Source organism: Pseudomonas sp. SWRI111 (assembly GCF_014268555.1).
GTDB classification, from domain to species: Bacteria; Pseudomonadota; Gammaproteobacteria; order Pseudomonadales; family Pseudomonadaceae; genus Aquipseudomonas; species Aquipseudomonas hamedanensis.
Map to the genome: position 1 here is coordinate 125,688 of NZ_JABWQQ010000008.1, position 26,203 is coordinate 151,890.

Annotated in this window: 22 protein-coding genes and 1 pseudogene; 14 read left to right on the plus strand and 9 right to left on the minus strand. The window is 61.9% G+C overall.

Translation table 11 applies throughout. The features are described from left to right. The first annotated feature begins 17 nt into the window (after nucleotides 1-17). A complete protein-coding gene (locus HU755_RS12055) occupies nucleotides 18-3,452 on the plus strand; it encodes a hypothetical protein (RefSeq protein WP_186632799.1) in 3,435 nt (1,144 codons plus the stop codon). 5 nt (nucleotides 3,453-3,457) lie between these two features. On the opposite strand, the gene HU755_RS12060 is transcribed toward HU755_RS12055, so the two are convergent. Beyond that, entirely contained in the window at nucleotides 3,458-3,850 is a 393-nt protein-coding gene (locus tag HU755_RS12060; RefSeq protein ID WP_186548048.1) for a GFA family protein, read from the minus strand. Nucleotides 3,851-4,240: 390 nt separating this feature from the next. On the opposite strand from HU755_RS12060, the gene HU755_RS12065 reads away from it, so the two are divergent. The 3 genes and pseudogenes from HU755_RS12065 (at nucleotide 4,241) to HU755_RS12075 (ending at nucleotide 6,091) form a co-directional block, all read left to right on the plus strand. Continuing rightward, nucleotides 4,241-4,594: a DUF6124 family protein gene (locus tag HU755_RS12065; protein ID WP_186632802.1), complete on the plus strand. Its 354-nt coding sequence runs from the start codon at nucleotides 4,241-4,243 to the stop codon at nucleotides 4,592-4,594. A gap of 127 nt (nucleotides 4,595-4,721) precedes the next feature. Next, nucleotides 4,722-5,225 (plus strand): VOC family protein, encoded by a 504-nt coding sequence (locus tag HU755_RS12070; protein WP_186632805.1) that lies wholly within the window; start codon nucleotides 4,722-4,724, stop codon nucleotides 5,223-5,225. Between the two features lie 34 nt (nucleotides 5,226-5,259). Further along, nucleotides 5,260-6,091 (plus strand): annotated as a pseudogene (locus HU755_RS12075) (AraC family transcriptional regulator). A 137-nt stretch (nucleotides 6,092-6,228) separates the two neighbouring features. Here the strand turns inward: HU755_RS12075 and HU755_RS12080 are convergent. From HU755_RS12080 to HU755_RS12105, 6 genes are all read right to left on the minus strand, one after another. Further along, on the minus strand, nucleotides 6,229-6,816 hold the full coding sequence (locus HU755_RS12080) for a LysE family translocator (protein WP_186548057.1): 588 nt from the start codon (nucleotides 6,814-6,816) through the stop codon (nucleotides 6,229-6,231). 301 nt (nucleotides 6,817-7,117) lie between these two features. Continuing rightward, nucleotides 7,118-9,355: an ATP-binding protein gene (locus HU755_RS12085; protein ID WP_186632808.1), complete on the minus strand. Its 2,238-nt coding sequence runs from the start codon at nucleotides 9,353-9,355 to the stop codon at nucleotides 7,118-7,120. After that, the gene (locus tag HU755_RS12090) at nucleotides 9,352-9,957 is read right to left on the minus strand and encodes a biliverdin-producing heme oxygenase (protein WP_186632811.1); all 606 of its coding nucleotides are present in this window, start codon (nucleotides 9,955-9,957) and stop codon (nucleotides 9,352-9,354) included. The genes HU755_RS12085 and HU755_RS12090 overlap by 4 nt, the downstream gene beginning before the upstream one ends. 173 nt (nucleotides 9,958-10,130) lie before the next feature. After that, nucleotides 10,131-11,780 carry a malate dehydrogenase (quinone) gene (gene mqo, locus HU755_RS12095; protein ID WP_186632814.1) on the minus strand — a complete coding sequence of 550 codons (1,650 nt, stop codon included), beginning with the start codon at nucleotides 11,778-11,780 and terminating at the stop codon, nucleotides 10,131-10,133. Nucleotides 11,781-11,817: 37 nt separating this feature from the next. Beyond that, nucleotides 11,818-12,093: a hypothetical protein gene (locus tag HU755_RS12100; protein ID WP_186632817.1), complete on the minus strand. Its 276-nt coding sequence runs from the start codon at nucleotides 12,091-12,093 to the stop codon at nucleotides 11,818-11,820. 104 nt (nucleotides 12,094-12,197) lie between these two features. Beyond that, nucleotides 12,198-12,617, minus strand: a complete 420-nt coding sequence (locus HU755_RS12105) for a VOC family protein (RefSeq protein ID WP_186548067.1) — start codon at nucleotides 12,615-12,617, stop codon at nucleotides 12,198-12,200. 163 nt (nucleotides 12,618-12,780) lie between these two features. Between HU755_RS12105 and HU755_RS12110 the strand changes: the two genes are divergently transcribed. The 4 genes from HU755_RS12110 to HU755_RS12125 all read left to right on the plus strand — a co-directional run bounded on the left by HU755_RS12110 (nucleotide 12,781) and on the right by HU755_RS12125 (nucleotide 16,042). Next, on the plus strand, nucleotides 12,781-13,863 hold the full coding sequence (locus HU755_RS12110) for a bifunctional transcriptional activator/DNA repair enzyme AdaA (RefSeq protein WP_186632820.1): 1,083 nt from the start codon (nucleotides 12,781-12,783) through the stop codon (nucleotides 13,861-13,863). Between the two features lie 34 nt (nucleotides 13,864-13,897). After that, complete coding sequence (locus HU755_RS12115) at nucleotides 13,898-14,695, plus strand: isocitrate lyase/phosphoenolpyruvate mutase family protein (RefSeq protein ID WP_186632823.1); 798 nt, start codon at nucleotides 13,898-13,900, stop codon at nucleotides 14,693-14,695. A 1-nt stretch (nucleotide 14,696) separates the two neighbouring features. Continuing rightward, entirely contained in the window at nucleotides 14,697-15,314 is a 618-nt protein-coding gene (locus HU755_RS12120) for a DNA-3-methyladenine glycosylase (RefSeq protein ID WP_186632826.1), read from the plus strand. A 245-nt stretch (nucleotides 15,315-15,559) separates the two neighbouring features. Beyond that, a complete protein-coding gene (locus tag HU755_RS12125; protein WP_186621500.1) occupies nucleotides 15,560-16,042 on the plus strand; it encodes a transposase in 483 nt (160 codons plus the stop codon). 361 nt (nucleotides 16,043-16,403) lie between these two features. Here the strand turns inward: HU755_RS12125 and HU755_RS12130 are convergent, their stop codons facing one another. Next, nucleotides 16,404-18,017: a murein L,D-transpeptidase gene (locus HU755_RS12130; RefSeq protein ID WP_186632830.1), complete on the minus strand. Its 1,614-nt coding sequence runs from the start codon at nucleotides 18,015-18,017 to the stop codon at nucleotides 16,404-16,406. A 152-nt stretch (nucleotides 18,018-18,169) separates the two neighbouring features. On the opposite strand from HU755_RS12130, the gene HU755_RS12135 reads away from it, so the two are divergent. Further along, nucleotides 18,170-18,883, plus strand: a complete 714-nt coding sequence (locus HU755_RS12135; protein WP_186552618.1) for a murein L,D-transpeptidase catalytic domain family protein — start codon at nucleotides 18,170-18,172, stop codon at nucleotides 18,881-18,883. Here the strand turns inward: HU755_RS12135 and HU755_RS12140 are convergent. After that, the gene (locus HU755_RS12140; RefSeq protein ID WP_186552619.1) at nucleotides 18,880-19,497 is read right to left on the minus strand and encodes a cell wall hydrolase; all 618 of its coding nucleotides are present in this window, start codon (nucleotides 19,495-19,497) and stop codon (nucleotides 18,880-18,882) included. The genes HU755_RS12135 and HU755_RS12140 overlap by 4 nt on opposite strands. Before the next feature lie 196 nt (nucleotides 19,498-19,693). On the opposite strand from HU755_RS12140, the gene HU755_RS12145 reads away from it, so the two are divergent. From HU755_RS12145 to HU755_RS12165, 5 genes are all read left to right on the plus strand, one after another. After that, nucleotides 19,694-20,545 (plus strand): CAP domain-containing protein, encoded by an 852-nt coding sequence (locus tag HU755_RS12145; protein WP_186632834.1) that lies wholly within the window; start codon nucleotides 19,694-19,696, stop codon nucleotides 20,543-20,545. A 120-nt stretch (nucleotides 20,546-20,665) separates the two neighbouring features. Next, entirely contained in the window at nucleotides 20,666-21,664 is a 999-nt protein-coding gene (moaA, locus tag HU755_RS12150) for a GTP 3',8-cyclase MoaA (RefSeq protein ID WP_186632837.1), read from the plus strand. A 25-nt stretch (nucleotides 21,665-21,689) separates the two neighbouring features. After that, entirely contained in the window at nucleotides 21,690-22,589 is a 900-nt protein-coding gene (locus HU755_RS12155) for a bestrophin family protein (RefSeq protein ID WP_186621509.1), read from the plus strand. A 715-nt stretch (nucleotides 22,590-23,304) separates the two neighbouring features. Next, nucleotides 23,305-24,669 carry a glutamine synthetase family protein gene (locus HU755_RS12160; RefSeq protein ID WP_186632840.1) on the plus strand — a complete coding sequence of 455 codons (1,365 nt, stop codon included), beginning with the start codon at nucleotides 23,305-23,307 and terminating at the stop codon, nucleotides 24,667-24,669. A gap of 143 nt (nucleotides 24,670-24,812) precedes the next feature. Then, nucleotides 24,813-26,096, plus strand: coding sequence for an FAD-binding oxidoreductase (locus tag HU755_RS12165; protein ID WP_186632843.1), 1,284 nt, complete (start codon nucleotides 24,813-24,815; stop codon nucleotides 26,094-26,096). Nucleotides 26,097-26,203: the final 107 nt, after the last annotated feature.

Genomic DNA, 26,203 nt, shown 5'->3' on the forward strand with positions numbered 1-26,203 from the left:
CATCTATTGGAGCGCATATGACCGCAACCGCATCATCCATCGACACGACCCCACCCGACGCCCCGATCATCCAGACGATCATCGATGAGCTGTCCTCCTGCCCCACTATAAAGCCCGGCGACACAACGCCGCGCGCGATCAGCATTCCCCGGCAGAGCCTGCTGCATGAATGGATCGAGTTGTACTGGCAATCCCTGGAGCGCTCGGACTTTCTCGAATGGGCCAGTGCCTTTGACATCGACCTGGACACCTTCATCCTCAAAGGCAACACACTGCATGCCTGCACCCTGGGCGACGGGCCGAGGGAAACCCGAACATTCGACCTGGATGACAACTCGGGCTGGTGGCAAGTGGCAGCGCCTATTCTTGCGATCGCCCGCATCATCGATCCCGCAGGGTTGGGCCTGCCTTACGTAGGGGGTAAATCCGCCAACCCGCGGTACGAGATTGCCCGGCGCATTGTGCTGGAGTTCTACGGCTACCCCGAACCGGAAAATCGCTTGCAGGCCCAGGTCATCATCAACGAGTTGAAAGCCAGTGGTCTTGCCGGCACGGACAGCGATGGACATACGACTTCTGCGCTGGTGGCCGAGCGCAACGCCCAGTCTCGGGACCTTTGCACCGTCGCTGACGCACTGGAGGTATCGATCAATACCCGTGAGCAGCAAAGCCTGCCCTATGATCGCCTGAAACTCGGCGAAACCCGCGTGCGCCTGAGCGACGGCTCTTTCTTCGCGGTGGCGATGCAGCGCGCCACACAAGCCCTCCTCGCAGTTACCCGGCATCCATCGTTCGCTGCCGCCGCTGGTGAGACCGCGTCATTTACCCGTTATCGCTATTCGGCACGGCAGCAGAAGTTCTTCCTGACCGCCAGCGACGGCACACTGACCGAACGCCTCAGCGCATCACTGACCGGCGCCGTGCCTCCATCCCTGCTGGACGCTCTCGGCGCCGCAGCAGAAGCCCTCGGTGCAGACGTTTGCAGTGACTATTTCTTCAGCCTGGATCAGCTACTCGAAGGCTACGGCTTTGACATGCCCGATAGCCTCGCCGCTGCCTGGGAACGGGTCAGCCAACTGCGGCAGAAAACCTGGAAAGCATTGCCCAGCGTCAGTGACTTCCTCCGGGCCCGCCAATCGATTCAGGGCTGGCAGCAAGCATTCGCCGATACCGAAGACTGTCGGCACATGACCCGCAGCCTTCTGGAACTCAGTGCCCGGCGCGATGACCAGGAAAACATTTCGCTTGAGCAGGCCAGCCGTCCCGAGACCGGGTCCGCGCTGAGTCGGGCCATCGCCGAGGGCCAGCCACAGCTGTTGCAATTACGCGGCAACGCGAAAATCCAGCGCCTGCTCAAACGCAAGCGATTATCGCCGCACAGCCGCCTGGCGTTGGATGCCACAGGCGAGCTTTATGCCATTGCGTCGGATCACAACGGCACCCGCCTGACGCTACCGGTGGCAGACCAGCCCAAGTTGCAGCCCCTGATCAACGCACTCAAGCCCCTGGCGCTGGCGGCGGGAGGCACCCTGCGCACCGATGGCCGCGCAAGCCTTGCGCAAATGCTGACGTTCTATGAGATTCCGCTGCCGGCCAATGCAGGGGAGGCGCGGGCCACTGCGCTCTGGGTAAAACCTTCGCAATTGATGACCCCCGCCTCGATGCATCACTGGTACCTGCTGGGGCGCCCCGGCAGTCAGGCGAAAAAGCTTTCCACGAGCCAACGCCAATTGATCGTCGGCCTCACCCAGGCGTTCATGACCAACATAAGCGAGCCGCTCATTGACTACCTGTGTGACAGCGTCGCGGGTGAACTCAAGGCAAGCGTCACCCCGGCGAAAATCGACGCAATGCTCAACCAGATCCTCACCACCCCACGCGCGCGCAAGCTCGGTAACTATTTACTTGACTCGATGCCGCCGGAACTCACCGGCCGCAGGGAGCTACGGCCCATCAACCGTGAGCGTCTGGTGATAACCGCGCTGATCCTCAGCCTCGATCCGCAAGCCGGTCGACAACCGAACAAGGTGCTGGATCAGTCGCTGGACGACAGTTTTTTCTGGGGCGAGTCGTTTACCGAAGTCCGCCGCTTCCTTACCCAGCAGTTTGCCTTGACTCGGATCAAGCAAAAAACCCTGGCGACCCACTTGCTGCTGTCAGGCATAGCACCCGTGTTTCTGGTGCGAGACATCCCCGAATCGATTGCCTACCTGAGTGGCTACCCGTCGGTCAAGCTGACGCAAATAGTCACCTATCTGGAAAAATACGCGCCCGCCATCAGCCGATTGATGACTTACACCGAACTGATGACCTTGACCATGCACCCGGTGCTCCCCGCCGTCGGGGATATCCGGGTGCAGAGCTCGGAACATGGCGTACAGGTCGATTGGGCCGTTGCCCGCGGCCTGATGGACGGCTATCCGCGAACCCGGCCGGACGACGCAGCCACCCTGAGCCGGGGCGGCGTTGCGTTCGTCAAACACAGCCAGGAGCTTTTCAATAAGCGGCACCTGGCCTTTGTTCGACCTTTGCCGACGCCGTATACCGTTGCCTTGGCCGACTTGCGCAAGGTGTTCAGTGATAATCCCTATCTGGAAAACAAATGCCTGCATCCGCGGATCGCCGAAAATCCCGACCCGAGCCTGCCGGCACCTGCCGCAGAGACAGGCCCTTTGTACTCGCTGGTCGAGCTGCACATCGCCAATCAGTTGCAGCCCGGTTTGCAAGACTGGCAGTGCATTCAGCCTCAACTGGATCTGGCGCAGCTGAAATCCGGGTTGCCGCGACTAAGCGCCGTTACCGAGCAATTTCGGCCATTGCTGGCAACCCGGTTGAGGCGCATGGAAGCGGCGCTCATTGCGATGATCAAGGAGCTGTTCTGCCAACGGCCGCTTGCACAACGACTCGATCTGGAACTTGGCGAACTGAAGCTTTTCAGCGTGCACCCAGTGCCAGACGATTTCGTCGAACCCGCCGCCGGTGCAGACTGGAATGTACCCGTCGGCCCCTTCGCAATCATCGTCTCCTGCACTGGCACGCCGCACCGAGTGTATGAAGTGAGCCTGCGCGACACATGCATTGTCTTACGCCGCGACATCCAGCCGTCGCTGCTACCGATCGACAGCGACAGTGTTCCGCGCACGCTGCCCTTTGACGCTCGGGCCTATTTGAAGGGTTGGCCGACCAGACGCCAGAGCACCTGTCGCGGCCTGCTCAAGTCACTGCCCCTGCAAGGGGCGCCGCTGGCCGACGCGACCGTCAAAGCCATACCGGCAACATTCACCTCGCCGCGCATCGAGGCCATCGCCCGCACAGCCGTCAAGCAACTGTTCGATGTCTACGAACCCAAGGCCCTGCTGCGACTGAATAAAAGCCCCAGCCTGGAAGAAGCAGCCCAGAGCCATGAACGCTGGCTGACGTTTTATCAGACGCTGGTCGCGTTGAACCCGTAGGCAACTTAGCCCTCAGAGCGTCCAGTGCCCTCGCGATCGCCGGTGTAATGCCGGGCCAGCGCAAATGCCGGCAGCCACGATTCGCGCCGTACGGTCCAGCTTTCGTAGGTGGGTTGCAGTTGATCCGGGGCATCGAGGGCGCCCAGGTTGATTTCGATTTCATCGGCGGTTCGATTGAACACCGAAGAGCCGCAGCGCGGGCAGAAATGTCGCCCGGCGTATTCACCGGTTGCGCCGCGGATGGTCACTGCGCCTTCGGGGAAAATCGCCGAGGCATGAAACAGCGCGCCGTGGAATTTGCGGCAATCGAGACAATGGCACAGCCCGACGCGGTAAGGCTGGCCGCTGGCCTGAAAACGCACATCGCCGCACAGGCAGCCGCCGGTGTATGGGTTCATGGTTGATCTCCTTCGCACCTTGGATAAACACAATTTCTTGATGGTGTTTAAAAGACACTCAGTGTTACGACGCCCAGCCTACAACACCTTGCGTCGTTACCTACGCGTACGCCAGAATCCGCCGGCTTACGCGGCTATGAGGTTGGCTTTATCGTTTGCCCGTCACTGACAAAAAGCAGTGATCGGGTTTGGTAGCCCGTCTGTAATGGCCGTATGGCAACGCCTTTATGCCGAGCATTTTTTCGGCTCGGTTTATATGGTGGTCATGCGTGGGGCTCGTTCGCGAGCGCCGGGTTCCTCTTGCAGCCGGTCTACCAACCCGCGTATGGCCGCCACCCTCGTTTGGTAGCGAAGGTGATGGCTCCTTGAATCTGCAATAGGAGTTTCATCATGTTCAAAGTCACCCCCAACCCACCAATACCCCACGACCCCGCGCTCGATCCGCAAAAAGTCCAGGAAGCCACCGACCGCGCCCTCGATTATTACCTCACCCCCGAAGCCCTGGAAGTCCCGCCGACACCGCCCAAGGCTCGCCCGCTCTACATCGTCGATCCGTCGCTGGATAACGAAACCCTGCTCGTCGAGGCCTGTGAATCGCTGTCTTCGGCCAATGCGATGGCCGGCAATATCGCCAACTCGCTAGGCGGCCCGACGCGCGGACCGCTGCTGGCGCTGCAACAGCTGATCATGCTGAACGAGCTGTTGGTCAATCGCTTGCTGGACAAGCTGCGCTTGCCGCAGTAATCGCCAGTGATGTCGACCCCGTGCAGGTGACATCCGCTTGCACGACGGGCCGATCTACGGCATCACCGGCCAGCGCGCAAATGACTACGCTGATAGTCCAGCCTCTCATCTGCCGGGGATGACCGCCATGCAACGCCTTCAGAAACTCACGCCGTGCCTGTGGTTCGACGATCAGGCCGAAGCCGCCGCGGCGTTTTACTGCTCGATCTTCGATCACTCGAAAATCACTGGCCTGACCCGTTACAGCAAGGTCGGCGAGGAATTTCACGGACAACCGGACGGCGCGGTGATGACCGTCAGTTTCGAGCTCGACGGCCAGGCGTTTACAGCGCTCAACGGCGGGCCGGTGTTCACCTTCAACGAGGCGATCTCGTTTCAGGTCAATTGCCGGGATCAAGAAGAAATCGACCATTTCTGGGGCAACCTGTCTGCCGGCGGACCGGTGGAGGCTCAGCAATGTGGCTGGCTCAAAGACAAGTTCGGCGTGTCGTGGCAGATCCTGCCAGTGGCGTTCCTGCACATGCTGCAAGACCCGGACACAGGCAAGTCGCAACGGGCGATGCAGGCCATGTTCCAAATGAAAAAGCTCGACCTCGCCGAACTGCAGCGAGCGTTCGATGGCCAGAGCTAATACACTCGGACGCTGACCTGCCGGGAAGATGACAATGAAACACGCCGCCGCGAGAAATCCCGAAAAAGCCCCGCGCTTCTGGCGCAACGACGCCCTGCCCTTCATCGAGGCGCGCGCCATCGCCGATGGCCGCGACGTCTGCTACGCACGGCATTCCCATGCGCACTTTTCGATGGGTGCGATCACCGCCGGGCGCAGCACGTATGTGCATGAGCACGCGCAGTTTGAAGTGGCGGCGGGCACAGTGGTGTTGATGAATCCGGGCGATGTGCACGCCTGCAATCCGATCAATGATCAGCCGTGGTCGTATGTGATGTTGTATGTCGAGACGCCGTGGCTGACGGATCTGCAGCATCAATTGGGCTTTGCGGCTGAGCTGGAGTTTCGGCGGTTTTCCGATACGCATCTGGCCGACGCCGAGCTGTTCGGCAGGCTGATGGCCCTGTATGAAACGCTGGTTGACGATCAGCAAGAGGTGCTGCACAAACAGAGTGCGGCGGTCGAGTTTTTCAGCGATCTGCAGTTGCGCCTGAACCCGGTTGAGCAGCCGGTCCCTGAGCCGAATTTCAAGCTTGAACGCGCCGCCGATTTCATCCGCGAACTGCACCGAGGTGCTGAGCCTTGAGGCTATTTGCACCGCGGCGCAGCTGTCGCCGTCCTACCTGATTCGCGCGTTCAAGCAGCGTTACGGCATGACGCCCCATGCGTTTGTGGTCAACCAGCGCATCCAGTTTGCCCGCGAACGCTTGCGCAGCGGCCAGTTGATTGCCGACGTGGCGCTGCAGGCCGGGTTTGCCGATCAGGCGCATTTCCAACGGGCGTTCAAGCAACATCTGGCGGCGACGCCGGGGCAGTATCGCGGCTGATGCCCTATCAGAAAGCCAACACCTGCCCCCTGTGGGAGCGAGCCTGCTCGCGAAAGCGGTGGGTCAGTGAGTGGAGGATGACACAGCGCATTCGCGAGCAGGCTCGCTCCCACGGTAGCTTGTGCCTAGCCTGGCAATCAGGTGAACAGCAGATACATCGCGCTGAGTGCCAGTAACAAGGCCATCAGCCGATTAAACCAGCGCATCCCCGCGGCATTGCTCAGGTACCCGCGCAGAAACGTCCCGGCATAGGCCCAGCAGCCCACCGACAGATAACAAATCACCAGATACACCGCCGCAAACTGCCAGACCAGCCGCGTCTCGCCGTCGGCGACAAACGCACCCATGCCTGCGACGCAGGCCAGCCAGGCCTTGGGGTTGAGCCATTGCATGACAGCGCCATAGAGCATCGATGGCGCCCGGCCGGCCTCGCTGGCGTTCAGCTGACCTTCATCCGTGGCGAGTTTCCAGGCCATGAACAGCAAGAACGCCACCCCGGCCCACTGCACCACCCGGGTCATGAACGGCCACAGTTCCAGCGCCTGATGCAGCCCCAACCCCATCAACACCAGCAACAGCACAAACCCCAGCGTCGCCCCGGCCACGTGCCGCTGGCTGGCGCGAAATCCGTACTGTGCGCCGCTGCTCAGCGCGACGATGTTGACCGGCCCGGGGGTGATGGACGCGGCCAGAGCAAACGCCGCCATGGAAAGAATCAGACTCATTGCACACCTGCTTCAAACGAGGAACGAGGTGGCTACGGTAGCGAGCGGGGGATTTGCGGTATTGAAGAAAATGACCCTGAGGATGCGAATCTTCTGAGGGAGCGGTGGGTCAGTCAGCCCAGTGTTGGCTGGGCTGACGTCTTCGCGAGCGGGCTCGCTCCCACAGGGTCTTGCGTGAGACTCAAATCTCGCACACCCCACAAGACCTGTGGGAGCGAGCCTGCTCGCGAAAGCGTTCGGTCAGTCCACAACAGATTTGTCAGGACTGACGCCATCGCGAGCAGCCCCCCTACAGGGCGACTCAGTCCAGACGCGGCACGGTAAAGCGAAATTCACTGCCCTGCCCCGGCTCGCTTTCGGCAACAATATGTCCGCCATGGGCTTCGACGATGCCTTGGGTGATGTACAAACCGAGACCGGTGCCGGTCGGGTTGCCTTCCTTGATCGTCCAGTAGCGATCGAACACGTGGGGCAAGTGTTCCTTGGCAATCCCCTCGCCGCTGTCACGCACGGTGAAGACGATCTCATTGCCCACCGATTTGGCGCACACGCCCACCGTGCCCAGGCGCGGGGTGAACTTGATGGCGTTGCCGATCAGGTTCGACAGCACCTGGAACAACCGCTCGGGATCGGCATGAACACGCAGGTCGGGATCGGCCTCGAAGGAAATGCTGATGTCCTTGTCCTGCGCCAGCGGCGTCAGCAGCGACTGCGCTTCTTCGAAGATGTGCCCGACGTCCAGCGGCTGCGGCGAAATGGTGTAGCGCCCGGCATCGATTTTCGAGGTGTCGAGCAGATCTTCCAGCAGTGTGTTCATCCGCGCCGTGGCTTGCTGCATGGTGTCGATGGCCGTGGAGATACGCCGCGAGGTGTGCGCACCATCGGAGCTGAACGCCTTCTGCATCATGCCGCAGAGCATGGAAATCACCGTCATCGGGTTGCGCAGGTCATGGGACACCACCGCCACCAGTTCGTCCCGGGCGCGCACGGCTTCCTGCTCGCGCCGCACCTGACGGGCCAAGTCGTTTTCCAGGGCCGATCGGCGCAGGTCGTTGGCGGCGAACACGTCACCATGGCTCCATTTCCTCGAGATCCCGGCCATCTCGACCTTCCAGATTTCGAACGAGGTACGCGGGCGCAGGCGCAAGCCGGCGTCGGAGTTTTCCAGGTCCAGCGGCTTACGCGGGTCGCCGCTCCAGTTGATGTTTTCCTTCACTTCCGCGCGAAACCACAACACGCCGTTATCGACCGGTTTGGGCAAGCTCATGGCAAGCACACCGCTGGCCACTGACTGATACTGCGCCGCTGGCGGATAGACGCTGGACAGGTGATGACTGGCGAAGACCGGTTCGTCGCGCGCCTGTAGCCATTTGTGCAAGGCACGAATTTCTTCCGGCTCCGGGCAGTTGCCGTAACGGTGCAACTGCTTGTCTTCGATCATTGCAATGCCGTCAGCTTCGACCAGCGCCATCAGCGTCGCGGGATGCTGCGCGAGACCATCGAAGACGCTCTGCGACGAGTCGATCATTGCCTGATTAAGCAGCGCCAGCGCCTCGACCTTTGCTTCACGCTGGCGAGTCAGTTCCAGCGTTTCCATGGCGCTGATCTGCAGCGACAGCACCTGGCCAATGGTCTGGCAGGCCATGCGCAGTTCGTGGGGCACGTGCAATGGCTGGCGATTGCCGCAGCTGATCAGGCCCCAAAGGCGGTCGCCCTTGAGCAAGGAGATACTCATGGACGACAGCACGCCCATGTTCTTCATGTACTGGCAGTGAATCGGCGAGACGCTACGCAGGGTGGCGAAACTCAGGTCCAGCGGCGTCTGGGTGTCGGGGCGCAGCTTCGGCACCAGCGGCACCGGTTGGTAATCGGCGTTGGGGATGATTCGCAGCCAGTTGGTGCGGTACAACTCGCGCGCTTGCTCGGGAATGTCCGAGGCCGGGAAGAACAGGCCGTTGAACACTTCCATTGACGGGTCGGACGCTTCGGCGATGACCTGGCCGTGGCCCTCTTCCTCGAAACGGTAGATCAGCACCCGGTCGTAACCGGTCATTGCCTGGATTTCCTTGACGCTGATGTCGTACAACGCCTGCAACGTGGTCGCGGCTTGCAGGCGCTGAAGCATGCGGCCCAGATGGATGTTGATCCCGGCGACATTGCGCGGCTGGAAGTTTTTGACATGGATTTCCAGTTCCAGAATCAGCACACCCTGATGGCGGTGCAACAGGCCCTCGAACGCGGTGCCATTGAGTTCGAAATGCAACGGCGCCGCCTCGGAAAACGCCGACTGCGCCAGAGCATCCAGCACTTGCGCGGTGTATTCAGTGCCGATCAGGCTGTGCAGCGGCTGACCAATCAGCGACGGCGGCGTGCGCGCCAGCAGGGTTTCGACGTTGGCGCTGACCTGAATGATCTGCAGCGCTGGTTCGCTCAACGTCAACAGCAGACCGTGGGGCTGGATCGCGCCGGGAAAGCGGATCGGTTCATCGGCGCAGTTGGCCAGCAGTTCTTCAAAAGCGTCCTGGTCTTGCGGGGTCATGCCAGTACCTCCTGGCTTTCGAGCCAGCGCTCGAAACAGCTGAATGTGGTTTGTGCCGCAGCGACGACAGCCGCGCGTTCGGCGGCGTCCAGGGGGCGGCTGCCCAGGTATTCGATGAAATCGCGCCAGCGCCGGCCGGTGGCTGCGCCGTAAATATCGAGAAAAGCGGCACCGTTGTCGGCGTCCAGATTCAGCCGCGCAGCGATTTCCCGGCGCAGGATCTGCCCGCCCAGCGTCGCGCCTTCAAGCACGTACAACACGCCGAGGCTGGCGGCGCTGGCGTTGATCAGTGGTAGCTCGCGGCACAGTGGCAGCGTTGTGGACGCAGCGCCTAGCGTCTGCAGGTCAGCGTACAGGGTTGCAGCCTTCAAGCGCGGCGTCAGGTCAAAATCGTGCGGGATCGCGCCACTGTCGAGCAGCGCCTGCTCCAGCGGCTGATAAAAGCCGTAATAGGCCTGCATCAACCGCTTGAAAGCGTTGATATCGAGGGTGTCGGAGAAAAAAGGGAGGCGTTTTTCCAGTGCGATATGCAGTTCGGCAGTACCGGCGCGCAAATCCTGCAGTACCGGTGGCACATAAACCTCACGGGCCTTTACTTGCATGTAGGTCGCTCTAGGTGGGGCCGCCTGGGCCATTGGGGGTTCGCGCAACGCGAGCAAATCTATCACGGCGCACGCCCAAACTGACCACATGGCCCGCTTTTTCTACCGTCATGTCACCCAGGTCAGAGTGGCGCCGGAGGACAAAAGTTCGCCCGGCGCCAGCCCCGTCGAGGTCAAGGCTTGAGATCCGGATCGCTGTCCAGGTGTTTCTGCTGCACCGCGTCGATGTGGGTCGGCGGGTTCACCGGCTGCGCCGGGTCAATGGCTGGTGGTGGCGTGAGTTGCAGCACTTCGCTGGTATAACGCCACTCCTGCATGACCTGCTCGGGATGTTCGTTCAGCCGCGTGCCGTAGCTGGGGACAATCTGACGCAACTTGTCCTGCCAGGGCGCAGACGCCAGTTTGTCCTTGAACACTTTGCCCATCAGATCGAGCATGATCGGCGCCGCAGTCGAGGCCCCCGGCGAGGCGCCGAGCAGTGCGGCGATGCTGCCGTCCTTCGAGGCCACCACCTCGGTGCCCAGCTTGAGCACCCCACCCTGCTGCTCATCTTTCTTGATGATCTGCACGCGCTGACCCGCCTGCCACAACCGCCAGTCTTCTTTCTTCGCCTGAGGGAAATAGGCTTGCAGCGCGGCGAAACGGTCGTCGTCCGATTGCATCAACTGGCCGGCAAGGTATTGCACCAGATCGAATTCGCGCACGCCGACGCGCACCATCGGCCAGAGGTTATGCAGGGTGGTACTGGCCGGTAGATCGAAATACGAACCCTCCTTGAGAAACTTGGTCGAGAACGTCGCGAACGGACCGAACAGAATCACCCGTTTGCCATCGAGCACCCGCGTGTCCAGATGCGGCACCGACATCGGCGGCGCCCCGGTCGAGGCAATGCCATAGGCCTTGGCCATGTGTTGCTGCGCCACTTGCGGGTTGTCGGTAACGAGGAACGAGCCACCGACCGGAAACCCCGCGTAGTCTTTCGCTTCCTCGATGCCGGATTTCTGCAGCAGCGGCAATGCCGCACCGCCGGCGCCGATGAACAGGAACTTGGCATCGGTGGCGGCCGTGGTGCCGTCCTTGAGGTTCTTGTACTCGACGTGCCATGAACCGTCGTCGTTGCGGGTGATGTCGCGCACTTCCGTCGATAGTTTGAGCGAGAAATTGTCGCGGTTTTGCAGGTGCCCAACGAACTGCCGGGTGATCTCGCCAAAATTGACGTCCGTGCCGATCGGCGTCCAGGTCGCCGCGATTTTCTGCGCCGGGTCGCGCCCTTCCATCATCAGCGGCACCCACTGCCGGATCTGTTGCGGATCTTCGGAATACTGCATCGGGCGGAACAACGGGCTGGCCTGCAAGGCCTCATAGCGTTTTTTCAGAAAGCGGATGTTGTCGTCGCCCCAGACAAAGCTCATGTGCGGCGTCGAATTGATGAACGAGCGCGGGCTCTTCAACACCCCGGTTTTTACCTGCCAGGCCAGGAACTGCCGGGTAATCTGAAACGCCTCGTTGATTTCCACGGCCTTGGTGATGTCGATCTTGCCGTCTTTCTCCGGGGTGTAGTTCAGCTCGGCCAGCGCCGAATGGCCGGTGCCCGCGTTGTTCCAGCCGTTGGAGCTTTCCTCGGCGACCTTGTCCAGGCGCTCGACCATTTCCATCGACCAACCCGGCTCCAGCTCGCTGAGCCAGACCGCCAGTGTCGAACTCATGATGCCGCCGCCCACCAGCATGACATCGACTCGTTTGGTTTCTGCGGCGTACGTCTGCGCGCTGCCGATGGCGAGGGTCAACGCGAGCAGCGCACAGGGGCGCATCGGATTTTTCATGGGAAGCCTCCTGGGGTGTACCGGTCCGCGAACCGGCTCAATCGGCAGTGTCGTTCTGCACAGATGGATCGCCGTTGGCCGGCACACGGGTGTCAGGCGCGGGCCGCGTCGGGTCGTTTTTTTCAGCCCCGGGGTAACCGGGCAGACCGCGACTATCGGCCGGGGTCATCACATCGCCGCCGGCGCTGGCGTGGTCCCAGTCGGTGGTGGCGTTCGGGTCTTCATCGCGCCCGGCGGTACCGAGAACGAAACCGTCGTCATTCGGATTGACCGTGTCATCGAGCGGTTTGTCGCTGCTGGATGGGTTGCTCATTGGCTGCCTCCAAAAAGTGTGGATCGGACTTGTTTGGAATGCCGGGCAAGCGTCGAGTGCAATGCAAGAGACCAACGGTGCATGCCTACTGAAGCGCGCCGGCATCAATCTGGCGCTTCGCTGGCGCCTTTGAGTTCGACCTGATTGCCATCGGGATCGAAGCAGTACAGCGACAAACCGTAACCCTCGGCGCCGAAACGCCTGGCCGCTTTCTCCACGACCAGCCCGAACGATTGCAGGTGCGCAGTGAGCGCTGCTTCGTCGAACGGCTCGATGCGCAGGCAGAAGTGGTCGACGTTGCGCCGCTGCGCCTGGGCCGCACCGCCGCCCTTGCGGCCGAGTTCGCCCTCAAGGTCGACCAGATCGATCATCGAAGTCCCGGCGCGCAGATGCACCAGCCCCAGCGGCTCGTTGTGCCTGACCACCTCGGCGCCCAAGACCTGGCAGTAAAAGTCGATGCTGCGCTGCAAGTCGGCGACGCGCAGCACGATATGGTCGATGTGGCGCAGGGTAAACGGGTGCATAGTCGATGCCTCACTCCGATGGGGTTGGCGCAGGTTGTGAACGGTTGCTTTACACCTGAAAAGATCGCAGCCTGCACCCGCCTCTACAGTAGTTCAGGGCTTGCGGGAATTCACTGTCGATTTTCCGGTGGAGCCATCGACAAAGCGGATTTACTCTCAAGCCATGAACATACAGACCGCTGTCCTGCCGCCCCACGCCGAAATGGTTCGCGCCATGCTCGAACGCGACACTGCCTATGAAGGCGTGTTCTTCACGGCGGTGAAAACCACCGGAATCTTCTGCCGCCCCAGTTGCACGGCGCGCAAGCCGAAACCGGAGAACGTCGAATTCTTCGCCCACGCCGACGAGTGCCTGTGCGCCGGGTATCGCGCCTGTCTGCGCTGCAAACCGCTGGACGCGGCGGCTGTCGCCCCGGACTGGGTGCAGCGCCTGCTCAGCGCCGTGGACGCCGACCCCGAGCGCCGCTGGAGCGACGCGCAGTTGCTGGCCGAAGGCATCGAACCGCTGAAATTGAGGCGCTGGTTCAAACAGCATTTCAGCATGACCTTCCACGCCTGGCTGCGCACGCGCCGACTGGGCATGGCCCTGGGCGGCATCAAACAAGGCACCTCGATTGACCACGCCGCGTTCGACTCTGGCTACGAGTCGCTCAGCGGTTTTCGCGACGCCTTCCAGAAATCCTTTCACATCACCCCAGGACGCGCCGCCAACAGCGAGCCGCTGCTGTTCACGCGGCTGACCACGCCGCTGGGGCCAATGATTGCCATGGCCGAACGGCGTGGCCTGGTGCTGCTGGAGTTTCTTGACCGGCCAGCATTGACCCGCGAAGTCGAAGCCCTGCAAAACCGTTATGGCTACGCCGTGGCACCGGGGCATAACGCGCATTTACAGCAGATCGAGGCGCAACTGGCGGATTATTTTGCGGGCAAACTCAGCGAGTTCAGCGTGCCGCTGTACTTGCCGGGCAGCGCGTTCGCCCGCGAGGTCTGGGCGGCGCTGCTGCAAATTCCCTACGGACACACCAGCACCTATGGCGCCATTGCCGCGCAACTGGGCAAACCCGGTGCCAGCCGTGCGGTGGGTCTGGCCAACGGACATAATCGGCTGTCGATCGTGGTGCCGTGTCATCGGGTGATCGGCGCGGATGGCTCGCTGACCGGCTATGGTGGAGGACAGCCGCGCAAGGCCTTTCTGCTCAGGCTGGAAAACGCGGCGCTGCAACTGACGCAACAACTGGCTTTCTGACGCACTCCTTTCAGTCAATAAAAAGGGATTTTCGATGAGTACGCTCGACACGCGGTTTCACCAGCTACACCAGCAGGGCCTGCTGATCCTGACCAACGTCGCCGACGCCACCGGCGCGCGGCTGGTGGAACACTTGGGTGGTCGAGCCGTTGCGACCAGCAGCGCGGCGGTGGCCTGGGCCCACGGTTACCCGGACGGCAACGCCCTGCCCCTCGAACGTCTGGTGTCGAGCGTCGAAGCCATCGCGCGGGTGATCAGCGTGCCGTTGACCGTAGACGTCGAGGGCGGTTATTCCGATGACCTCGGACGCGTGGCGGAAGTGCTCGATGCGGTCATTGCCGCCGGCGCGGTCGGGATCAATATCGAGGACGGTTCTGCCGATCCGCAAAGGCTGGCGCGCAAGATCGAACTGGCGCGCACCGTGGCCGCGAAGCGCGATGTGAAGCTGTTCATCAACGCCCGTACTGACGTGTACTTGCGCAGTCTGGTGCCGGCCGAAGACCGCGTTGCCGAAACCCTGCGCCGCGCCAGGTTGTATCAGGCCGCAGGCACCGATGGGCTATTTGCCGCCGGGGTTAGCGCAGCCTACGAAATCGAGGCGATCTGCAAGGGCACCATTCTGCCGGTCAACGTCCTTGGCTTCGACGGGCTGCCTTCACCGCAAGCACTGCAAGCCCTCGGCGTGCGTCGCTTGAGTGCCGGCTCCGGGATCGCCGAATTTCTCTATGGCGCGATGGGCGGGCTGGTGCAAAGTTTCCTCGCCACGGGCAGGCTCGATACCCGAGATCTCAAAGCCTTTACCTATGGCGAAGTCAACGGTTTGCTGAAGTAGCATGCCCGACCGCTATCAAGCCGCCAGCGCCTTTCTCGCCGCGCTGGATGCCGACTGGCAGCGCCACATCAGCGCCGTCGGCCCGTGCCGGCACCAACCTCATCCAGCGCGCGATCCTTATGAGTCGCTGGTGCGGGCGATTGCCTATCAGCAACTGCATGCCAAGGCCGGTGATGCGATTATCGGGCGACTGGTGGGGTTGTTCCCCGAACAACCCTTTCCGCGTCCGGAGCAAATCCTCGCCTGCGATGTCGCGCGGCTGCGCAGTTGCGGGTTTTCCGCGAGCAAGATCGCGACGATCCAGGGAATAGCCCAGGCGACACTGGACGGCGTAGTCCCGGATTACGCCACGGCCCGGGCCATGGCCGACGAAGCGCTGATCGAGCGCCTGATCAGCCTGCGCGGCGTCGGCCGCTGGACCGTGGAAATGCTGCTGATCTACAGCCTGGAACGCCTGGATATCCTGCCGGCAGATGACTTCGGCGTGCGCGAAGGCTATCGGCGCTTGAAAGGCCTGGAGGTGCAGCCGACGCGCAAGCAAATGATCGACATCGGCCAGGCGTGGCGGCCGTACCGCACGGTCGCGGCTTGGTATTTGTGGCGGGTGGGCAAGGTCTAGACCGTGTCATCGTTCTTCGTGAGCAAGCTCACTCCCACGGGTTTTTCGGCCTGACACAAAATATCTCGATACCGCCGATCTCATGTGGGAGCTTGCTCCGGGCGGCGTTCCGACGAAGGCGTCTGATCAGACGGTCTCGTCTATCAGTCCGAAAGGTTTTCAACAGACACATCCTGCCAACAATCCTTCCCGTACCGCTCTATCTACAGATCTAACCTTTCAGTTCTTCTTGAGAGGGCAAGGGAATGCCAAAACTATCAGCCTCACATCGTTTGCGTCTCGGCCGTTATGACGAACCCAACCGTATATATTTATTAACCGCAAATACGCTATTCCGCGCACCTGTTTTCAGACAAGTTGCATTGGGTAGATTGGTCGCAGAGCAATTCCGCCAAGCTCAGGAGCTGGGCTTCGCTGATTCGCTGGCCTGGGTTGTCATGCCGGACCACTTTCACTGGTTAATCGATTTGAAGCGTGGGTCACTGAGTGAATTGATGCAGAGAACAAAATCCTTGAGCGCGCGGGTGGTGAATATGGCTGCGGGTCGAGAGGGAAGTCTCTGGCAACCGGGCTTTCATGATCGTGCACTGAGGCGGGACGACGATCTGGTACAAATGGCTCGATATGTGGTGGCCAACCCCCTGCGGGCAGGCTTGGTGCAAAAGCTTGACGACTATCCACTGTGGGATGCGATTTGGGCCACCAGAACCTCATGCCCCTCTTCGTGAGCAAGCTCACTCCCACACTGGCCCGATGCCAGCCACAACCCCGCCGCGCCCCCCAATCCCTTGTGGGAGCGAGCTTGCTCCGGGCGGCGTTCCGACGAAAGCGTCACGTCAGGCAACCTCGATGCTGAATGTTCCGGCCTCTTCGTGAGCAAGCTCACTCCCACACTGGCCCCATTCCTGCCACAACCACCCCGCGCCCCCCAATCCCCTGTGGGAGCGGGCTTGCTCCGGTCGGCGTTCCGACGAAGGGGTCAGGTCGGCCAGCATCGATGGTGAATGCACCGGCCCCTTCGTGGGCAAGCCCACTCCCACAAGGGTCCGGGGCCAGCCACATAACTCCTGAACGCCACCGATCTCGCCCTCAATGCGCCCGATCAAGCCCTACCAGCAAGGCGCTGTCGTGGCTGTAGATGTCCGGCGCATAACGCACCTGGCCTGTGCTGTCGACCTGTGCGGTCCAGTAGGTCATCAGGATGGGCACTGGGGCCGACAGGCGGAATTCGTGGGTGCTGCCGCTGGCGAGCAAGGTTTCGGTACGGGCCTTTTCCGCCGGGGTGAGTAGCAGATCGCGCAATTGCATCGGGTGTTCGACCCGTACGCATCCGGAACTGAACGCCCGCGGCCCCTTGTCGAACAGCGCCTTGCTCGGCGTGTCGTGCAGGTAGACCGAGAACGGGTTGGGGAAGCGAATGACCATTTGCCCCAGCGGATTGCGCGGGCCGGCGTCCTGTCGCAGAAGGACATTGCCGGGATTGTCCCAATCGATGTCCGCCGCCGCCAACGGTTGGCCGTTGGCATCGAGCACTTGCAGGTTATGACGGCTGAGAAAGGTCTGGTCCTTGCGGATTTCCGGCAGTTTGTCCTCTTTCCAGATGGTCGGCGGCACCGTCCATGTCGGATTGAGGGTCAGCCGCGTGACGCGGGATTTGAGCAGCGGCGTCTGGCGCTCCGCCCGGCCCACCTGAGTGCGGGTTTGCCAGACCGGCTGGCCGCCGTGATAAAGCGTGAGTTCTGCGGCGGCGACGTTGACCAACAGGCCGTCGGCTTCCATGTCCTGCGCCAGCCAGCGGAACCGCTCAAGATTGATGCGCAACTGATCGCGGCGGGTCAGCGGGCTGATATTCAGTTCGGCAATCGTCCCCGGGCCGACCACGCCGTCAGCCTGCAGCGAGTGGTTGGCCTGAAAACTTTTCACCGCGTCCACCAGTTCGCCTTCGTAGGCGTTGCCGGACGCGACCGGCTCAGGCAGATAGCCTTCGCTGTGCAGACGCTTGGCCAGTTCCGGCACGCGTTGGTCTTCCATTGCCGGGCGCAGCAGCGGGCCGCTGCCGATGGACTGCCACTGCGGCAAGGCCTGCAGTCGTTGCGCCGCATAAAGGTGGCGCAGGTTGCGGTACTGAACCAGATGCGGACGGGCCAGCTCGAACGCCGCCGCAATGTCCTGCAGTCCGGGCACGGCAATGCTCAGCAGTTGCGCCTGACGATCGTGCGGCGGGCCGTCGACGCGCCACAGCGGCTCGAAATGCGCTTGCAGCAGGCGCCCGTAATGCAGGTCCTGCAACGCCTGAAGGTACTGGCGGCTGATATCGATGTCGGCGCATAACTCGCCATCCTGCGGCGCGGTGGTCGCGACGGCATAGCGATTCGGATTCAGGCCATCGTCAACCAACAGTTGCAATTGCGTGCGCAACGTCGGCAATCGTGCAGGGTCCTGCGCCCAGACCGGCATCCAGTCCTGTTGTTCATAGAACGCCTGCAATTGTGCCAGTGCCGGGCCGTTGAGCTGCCCGGCGATGGCCGGACACGACTGCGGCAAGCTGATCATGACCGCGCGTAACGGGCTGCGTGGCTCGACCGGAATTGGCGCAGGCGGCGGCGCCAGCGTCGGCAAGGGTGGCAGCGGCTCCTCAGCGCAAGCGACAAACGGCGCAGCGAGCAAACAAATGCTCAAGTAGCATGCGTACTTTTTGAACAACTGCTTTACTCCAATCCATGGCCGTCTCGATGACGGTCAACCTTACATTAGCTGCGCTGAACAGTCAGGCTCGATCTTCGGGCCTGCGGGTAACGACTGGGAGTCAGGAACCAAAAGTGCCGTTTATGTTGCCAGTGAGGACACTTTATAAAATGTTGACGTTTTTGCGCCGACTCCTGTTGACCACCGCGACCCTTGTCGCCGTGACCAGTCCAGTATTTGCCGCCGGCAAGCCATCGCCGGTTCTCTACACCAGCCTCGCCCAAGCCGCGCCGGAACTCAATCCCCATGCGCTCAAAGGTGCATTGAGCGCCATGCAATGCGCAGTCAACAACGGCGCCCGGCCCTCGCGTCATCTGGCGATCATCGACTACTCGCGACCGTCCACCGAGCGCCGCCTGTGGATTTTCGACCTGAGCAAAAAGAAGCTGGTGCTGCGCGACCTGGTCGCCCACGGTTCCAACTCCGGGGAAAACTTCGCCACGCAATTTTCCAATCGTGAAGGCAGTTATCAGTCCAGCCTGGGCCTGTTCCGCACCCAGGAAAGCTACGAGGGCACCCACGGCTATTCGCTGCGCATGGACGGCCTTGAGCCGGGCTTCAATGACCTGGCCCGGGACCGCGCCATCGTCATCCACGCCGCCAGTTACGTGAACCCGTTATGGAGCAAGCGTCAGGGGCGCATCGGCCGTAGCCAGGGCTGCCCGGCCGTGCGGCCGCAGATTGCCAGACAAGTGATCGACCGCCTGAAGAATGGCCAGTTCATGTTCTCGTGGTATCCCGACCAGCGCTGGCTGCAAAAGTCGCCTTATCTGAACTGCCAGCCGCAGCAAGTGGCGAGCATTCTCAGCACCCACGCCAGTTAACGCGCGTCGCCGCCGGCAGGTTTGTAGAACAGAAACCTGCCGGTCTGCGCCGTGTTGCGGTACGCCTTCGCCCAGCTCGGGTGCACGCCGCGATCATGAAAATACAGGGCACCGCGGGTGCGGTCCTTGAGCTGGCGGTTCAACGCCTTGCCGGCGATTTCCTTGGCCAGCGCGTATTCAGCATCCTCCTTGACCTGATCAGGCTTGCCATCGCACCACCAGGAAAACTGGCAGTTGCCGCTCTCCGAGCCTTGCTTGACCACCGCGCACACCGTGTCGGGAAAGCCTTCGTGGCCGAGGCGATTCATCACCACGCTCGCCACAGCTTCCATTTCCGGGGTGTCCTTGCCCTTGGCTTCCCAATAGATGCTGCGCGCCAGACAGGTCAGCGGATCGTCCAGCGGCGCGGCGCCGGCCGGGTCTACCGCTTGCGCCTCGGTCGGCGTGATCGCTTCGGATTTCGGCGCAGGCGCACTGACGTTGTCCGCCGCTTTCTCCTCCAGCACCTCGGCTTTTTGTTCAGCCTTGGCCTCGATCGGCGCCTGCGCGTTCGCCGAGCTTGTGTGGATCAACAGGGTTAATACGAAACAGCCGGTCAGGCTTTTTAATCGCATTGTGGATTCCCTCAACGCCCGCATCGGGCCAAGTGTTACGTCGGTGAGACGCCCGGATTTCGGGGCCTGCGCAGATTGTAGCCGGACAATTGGCGGGCATCGTGGCGTAGAAAAAACCATTGGAAAAGAAAAAGACATTGCGCTCACCGGGGGCCTTTCGCGCATCATGGGCGCATTGCGCTCAAGGGGGATTTCCATGCGTTTAATGCCATCGGTTTTGCGTTGTGCCGCGTTGTCGCTGGGCGTGGTGTTTGCCGCGTCGGCGCTGGCCTCCGATGAACTGCAATTGATCGAGTCGATCAACAGCTATCGCAGCCAGCCGCAGCGTTGCGGCAGCCAGGCGTCGAACGAATTGCCACCGCTGGCGGCCGACCCTCGCCTGCGCCTGCCGGCGAGCGGTGCGATCGACCTCCAGCAAGCCATGGCCAGCGCCCGTTACCCGATGGTCAACGTCCAGGCGATCACCCTCAACGGCCCGCGCGATGCGGCGTCGGCGATGCAGGCGATCAAGGAAAGCTTCTGTCAGGTCGTGCTTGATCCGCAGTTCGTCGATGTCGGCGTCAGCCGCGTCGATCGCGACTGGCGCATCGTGCTGGCGCGGCCGTTGCTCTCAGCGCAGCTGGGCGATGCGCAAAGTGAAGGGCAAAAACTGCTGGCGCAACTCAACACCGCCCGCAGCCAGCCGCGCCAATGCGGCGCTCAGGCGTTTGCCGCGGCGGCCCCGCTGGTCTGGAACGCGACATTGACCACCGTCGCCCAGGATCACAGCCGCGACATGGCCAATAAAAATTACCTCGACCACAAGGACGGCGACGGCCGCACTCCGGGCGACCGCGCCGAACTCGCCGGCTACAGCGGGCAACTGGTCGGCGAGAACATCGCCGCCGGGCAAGACAGCGCCAACAAGGTCGTCGAAGGCTGGCTCGCCAGCCCCGGCCACTGTGCGAACCTGATGAACCCGCAGTACAAAGAACTCGGCGCGGCGTATGCGACCGACCCGAAGAGCAATGCCGGCATTTACTGGACGGCAATGTTCGGCGCGCAGTGACCACCCTCATCGACGCCGTCAATCACTCGGTCAGCCAGAGTGATTGGACGGCACGACGAGCGCCCCTTACCCTGCGCAGTCTGCGCCCGATACCGGCGTCCAACACCCACGAGGCGGCCTATGACAGAGCGTGAATTGATCGATGGTTACAACCGCCGCGTCGACTATTTGCGCCTGTCGGTCACCGACCGCTGTGATTTTCGCTGCGTCTATTGCATGGCCGAGGACATGCAATTTCTGCCGCGCCAGCAAATCCTCACGCTGGAAGAGCTATTCCAGGTCGCGCAAAGCTTCGTCGCCTTGGGCACGCGCAAAATCCGCCTGACCGGCGGCGAACCGCTCATTCGACCCGGCGTCGTGCAACTGTGTGAACAGATCGCTGCCCTGCCCGGCCTGCGTGAATTGTGCCTGACCACCAACGGTTCGCAGTTGGGTCGGCTGGCCAAGCCGTTGTTCGAAGCCGGGGTCAAGCGCCTCAACATCAGTCTCGACAGCCTCGACCCGCAGCGTTTCAAGGAACTGACCCGCACCGGCGACCTGGCGCAGGTCATCGAAGGCATCGATGCCGCGCGCGCTGCCGGCTTCACCCGCACCAAGCTCAACTGCGTGGTGATGCAGGGGCGCAACGACCATGAGGTCAACGATCTGGTGAGTTTCGCCATCGACCGCGACCTGGATATCTCCTTTATCGAAGAGATGCCGCTCGGGGCGATTGCCGAGCACAGCCGTGCCGAGTCGTTCTATTCCAGCGCGCAGGTTCGCGAGCGTATCGCCGAGCGATTTACCCTGATCGATTCGGCCGAATCGACCCAAGGGCCTTCGCGCTATTGGCGCGTTGCCGAAGCACCGAACATTCGCCTGGGCTTTATCTCGCCACACAGCCACAACTTCTGCGGCACCTGCAACCGCGTGCGCCTGACCGTCGAAGGTCGCCTGCTGCTGTGCCTGGGCAACGAGCATTCGATGGACCTTAAAGCGGTGTTGCGCGCCCATCCGGGCCATCCGGAGCGCCTGGAAAACGCGATCATCGAGGCAATGAAACTCAAGCCGTATCGGCACAACTTCGAAGTCAACGACGACGTGCAGGTGGTGCGGTTCATGAACATGACCGGCGGCTGACCCGCCACGTAACCGGGACCGCGAGATGATCGTCAGACCGAGACCCAATCAGTTCGCCGTACTGTTCACCCTCAAAGGCTCGATCGCCAAACGCATCGCCATGCGCACCCTGATGCTGACGCTGCTGGCGGCGGCGATCGTGCTGATCGAACTTCTTGTGCCGAGCTATTTCGCCAAGATCAACGCGACACCGTTCACTTTGCTCGGCCTGTCGCTGTCGATTTTCCTGAGTTTTCGCAACAACGCCTGTTATGACCGTTGGTACGAGGGGCGCAAAGCCTGGGGCGAGGTGCTGTTGCGCGTGCGCTCGGTGATGCGCGAGACCCAAGGCATCGATGACGCCAGCCTGCGCGCGCCGCTGTTGCGCAACCTGTGCGGTTTCGCCCATGCGCTGAACGCACGGCTGCGCGGCGAAAGCGAAGCGCGGGCCAGTGCCGACTGGGTCAGTCCGCCGATCGATGGGGCTGCGCCGGATCACTGCGGGCAGATCATCCATCAGGTCGGGCGGCAGTGTTCAGCGCTGGAATCGGCTGGCGTACTGTCGCCATGGCGCTATCAACTGCTGGCCAATCACCTCACCAGCCTGACCCAGGCCCAGGCCGTGTGCGACCGGATCAAGAGCACGCCACTGCCCTTCCCTTACACCCTGCTGCTGCATCGCACGATTTACCTGTTCTGCCTTCTGCTGCCCTTCGCCATGGCAGAATCCCTCGGTTGGCTGACGCCGCTGTTCACGGCGATTGTCAGCTACACGTTCTTCGGCTTCGACGCCATTGCCGACGAACTGGAAGACCCGTTCGGCCGCGATGAAAACGACCTGCCGACCGACGCATTGGTGCGGACGCTGGAGCGCGACGTGCTGTACGAACTTGGCGTGTCGCCGCTGCCGCCCGCGCCGCAACCGGACGACTACGTGCTGCGTTGAATGACAACGGCAAGAGACGTTAGGCCTCGACGTGTTCACTCTGGGCCGAGGTGCGGCCATTCGCGAGCAGGCTCGCTCCCACAGTAGAAATGCATTCCAATGTGGGAGCTAGCCTGCTCCCACAGTTCAAATGCATTCCAATATGGGAGCTAGCCTGCTCGCGAAAAAGGCAACTCGGTCAATCAGACCAAACGCAGCAAGCGCCACCGGAAAATCTCCCGTTTACACGCCGGCAAATTCCCCCTTACTATCCGGGCACACCGGTCGCCGGGGTTCGCCCTGCTGCCGACGCTTTCCGCCAACGGAAATACGCGTTATGAGTACGTCACCACAACAACCCCAAAGGTTGAGCGTCTCTGCCATACGCGCCCACTGCAACAGGGGCCGCGTATGAACCGCATCGTCAATCTGCCCATGGCCCTGCGCCGCTCCAAACTGCGTCACTCCGCACGCCCGCCGGATATCGCCTGCTGATTTCTGTCAGTCAGTAAAGATCCATTGTGGCGAGGGAGCTTGCTCCCGCCGGACTGCATAGCAGTCCCCAGCCCTTGAATCATAAAGCGAGAGCCGCTTCGCGCCTCAGCGGGAGTTAGCGCCCTCGCCACAGGTTCTGCGTCACCTCTGACTGATACCCATTTGAAATCCCTGCCGGGACACCCTCCATGAGTCCGGCCCGAATCTGCGCGCCTGTGCGGCGCCATCGTGAGTGAACGCTATGAAATTCGCAGCCATTGAAGACGCACGTCAGTTTCTTGAGCAGAACCCCGACATCGACATGATCGAGCTGTTTATCCTCGATGCCAACGGCGTGCCGCGCGGCAAGCTGTTGCACCGCGAAGAACTGCTCGCGGTCTATGAAAGCGGTCGCCCGTTGCCGAGCACCATCCTTGGCCTGACCGTTCAGGGTGAAGACGTGGAAAACTCCGGGCTGGTCTGGGACGTCGGCGATATCGACTGCCGCGCCTATCCGCTGGAAGGCAGTCTGGTGCGCCTGCCGTGGCGGCAGATTCCGACCGCGGCGGTGCAGGTCAGCATGCACCCGACCGAGGGCCTGCCAGCGAGCATCGCCGACCCTCGCCATCTGCTGATCAAAGTGATCGACGCGCTCAGGGCCGAGGGCTATCACCCGGTGATGGCCTGCGAACTGGAGTTTTATCTGCTCGATGCGAAACGCGATCACAACGGCCGACCGCAACCGGCGCTCGATGCTGACGGTGGCCGCCCGCGACACACGCAGGTCTACGGTCTGCGCGAACTGGAGCAGATCGAACCGTTCCTCGCCGACCTCTACAGCGCCTGCAAACTGCACGGCATTCCGGCGCGCACGGCGATTTCCGAATACGCACCGGGCCAGGTGGAAATCACCCTCGAACATGGCGAGGCACTGGCAGCGATGGATCAGGCGGTGCGCTACAAACGTCTGGTCAAAGCCGTGGCGCACAAGCACGGCATGCAAGCGACGTTCATGGCCAAGCCGTTCGATGATCTGGCCGGCACCGGCATGCACATGCACGTCAGCCTTGCCGATGGCGAGGGCCGAAATCTGTTTGCGTCCGAAGACCCGGCCGGCACCCCGCTGCTGCGCACAGCAATTGGCGGCATGCTCGCCTCGCTGCTTGATTCGCTGCTGCTGTTCTGTCCGAACGCCAATTCCTACCGGCGTTTTCAAGCCAACAGCTACGCACCACTGGCGCCGACCTGGGGCGTCGACAACCGCACCGTGAGCCTGCGCGTGCCGGGCGGCCCGGCACCCACGCGACACATCGAACACCGCATCTGCGGCGCCGATGCCAACCCGTATCTGGCGGCAGCGGCGATTCTTGCGGGCATTCATCGCGGCATTCGTGAAGAGCTGGATCCGGGTGCACCGGTCGAGGGCAATGGGTATGCGCAGGCGAAAGAACTGCTGCCGACCGATTGGCTGACATCGTTGCAGGCGCTGGAAAATTCCGCGTGGGCGCGGGAGGCGTTGGGGCAGGAATTTCTCGGGGTGTATCTGGCGGTGAAGCGTGCCGAGTATCGGCAGTTCATGGCTGAGGTGGGTGAGCAGGATTGGCGCTGGTATCTGACCGAGGCCTGAGTATTCACCAGCCCCCTGTAGGAGTGAGCCTGCTCGCGATGGCGGTGTGTCAGATAGCTGATTTTTAACTGACACACCGCCATCGCGAGCAGGCTCACTCCTACAAGGGACCGCGTACACCCTGAATTGATATGGTCCCCAACATGCCCCTTCGCTGCAACTCCTACTACACCGCCACGCTCAACCAGGACACCGACTACCCGCCCCTGCAAGGTCGGCACACAGTTGATGTGGTGATCATCGGCGGCGGTTTCACCGGTGTCGCCACGGCCGTGGAACTGGCCGAAAAAGGCCTGAAAGTCGCCATCGTCGAAAGCCATAAAATCGGCTGGGGCGCCACCGGGCGCAATGGCGGGCAAGTCACCGGCAGCCTGTCCGGCGACGGCGCGATGCGCAAACAGATGCGCGCGACACTCGGTGATGACGTCGATGACTTCATTTGGCACCTGCGCTGGCGCGGGCATGAAATCATTCGTCAGCGCGTGGAAAAATACGCGATCCAGTGCGACCTCAAACACGGCCACCTGCACGCGGCGTACAAGCCGAGCCACATGAGCGACCTGCGCAAGGACTACGAAGAAGCCGTGCGTCGCGGTCTAGGTGACGAAGTCAGTCTGCTCGACCGCAATCAGGTCCGCGATCTGCTGCAAAGCGACCTGTATCACGGCGCAATCAAGAACACCCGCAACCTGCATCTGCACCCGCTCAACCTGTGCATCGGTGAAGCGCGGGCGGCGCAGAGTCTCGGTGCGCTGATCTTTGAGAACAGCGAAGTGCTGGAGATCATTCACGGCGACACACCCGGTGTGAGAACGGCCCACGGCCGGATCGACGCCAATCAGGTGATGCTCGCCGGCGACGTCTATCACAAGCTCGAACCCGCCCAGCTCAAGGGCAAGATTTTCCCGGCCATGGGCGGCATCGTCACCACCGCGCCGCTCGGCGAGCTGGCCCGGCAGATCAACCCCGAAGACCTCGCCGTGTACGACTGCCGCTTCGTCCTCGACTATTACCGGCTCACCGCCGACGGTCGCTTGCTGTTCGGTGGCGGCGCCAATTACAGCGGCAAGGATTCACGCGACATTGCTGCCGAACTGCGCCCGTGCATCGAGCGCACCTTCCCGGCGCTCAAGGGCGTGCAGATCGATTATCAATGGAGCTGCGCCATGGGCATTGTGATCAACCGTATTCCACAACTGGGCAAGCTGTCGGATAACGTCTGGTATTGCCAGGGCTACTCGGGGCACGGCATCGCCACGACGCACATCATGGGTGAAATCATGAGCCGGGCGATTACCGGGCAGATGGAGCAATTCGATACGTTTGCCGCGTGCCAGCATATTCGCGTGCCGATGGGTGATCTGCTCGGCAACCCGTTGCTGGCGGTGGGGATGTGGTATTACCAGATGCTTGAGCGGTTGCGCTGACTTCACTGGCCCTTTCGCGAGCAAGCCCGCTCCCACATTCGACCGCGTTCGATCTGCCCGAACGCGGTCGAATGTGGGAGCGAGCCTGCTCGCGAAGACGCCCTCAA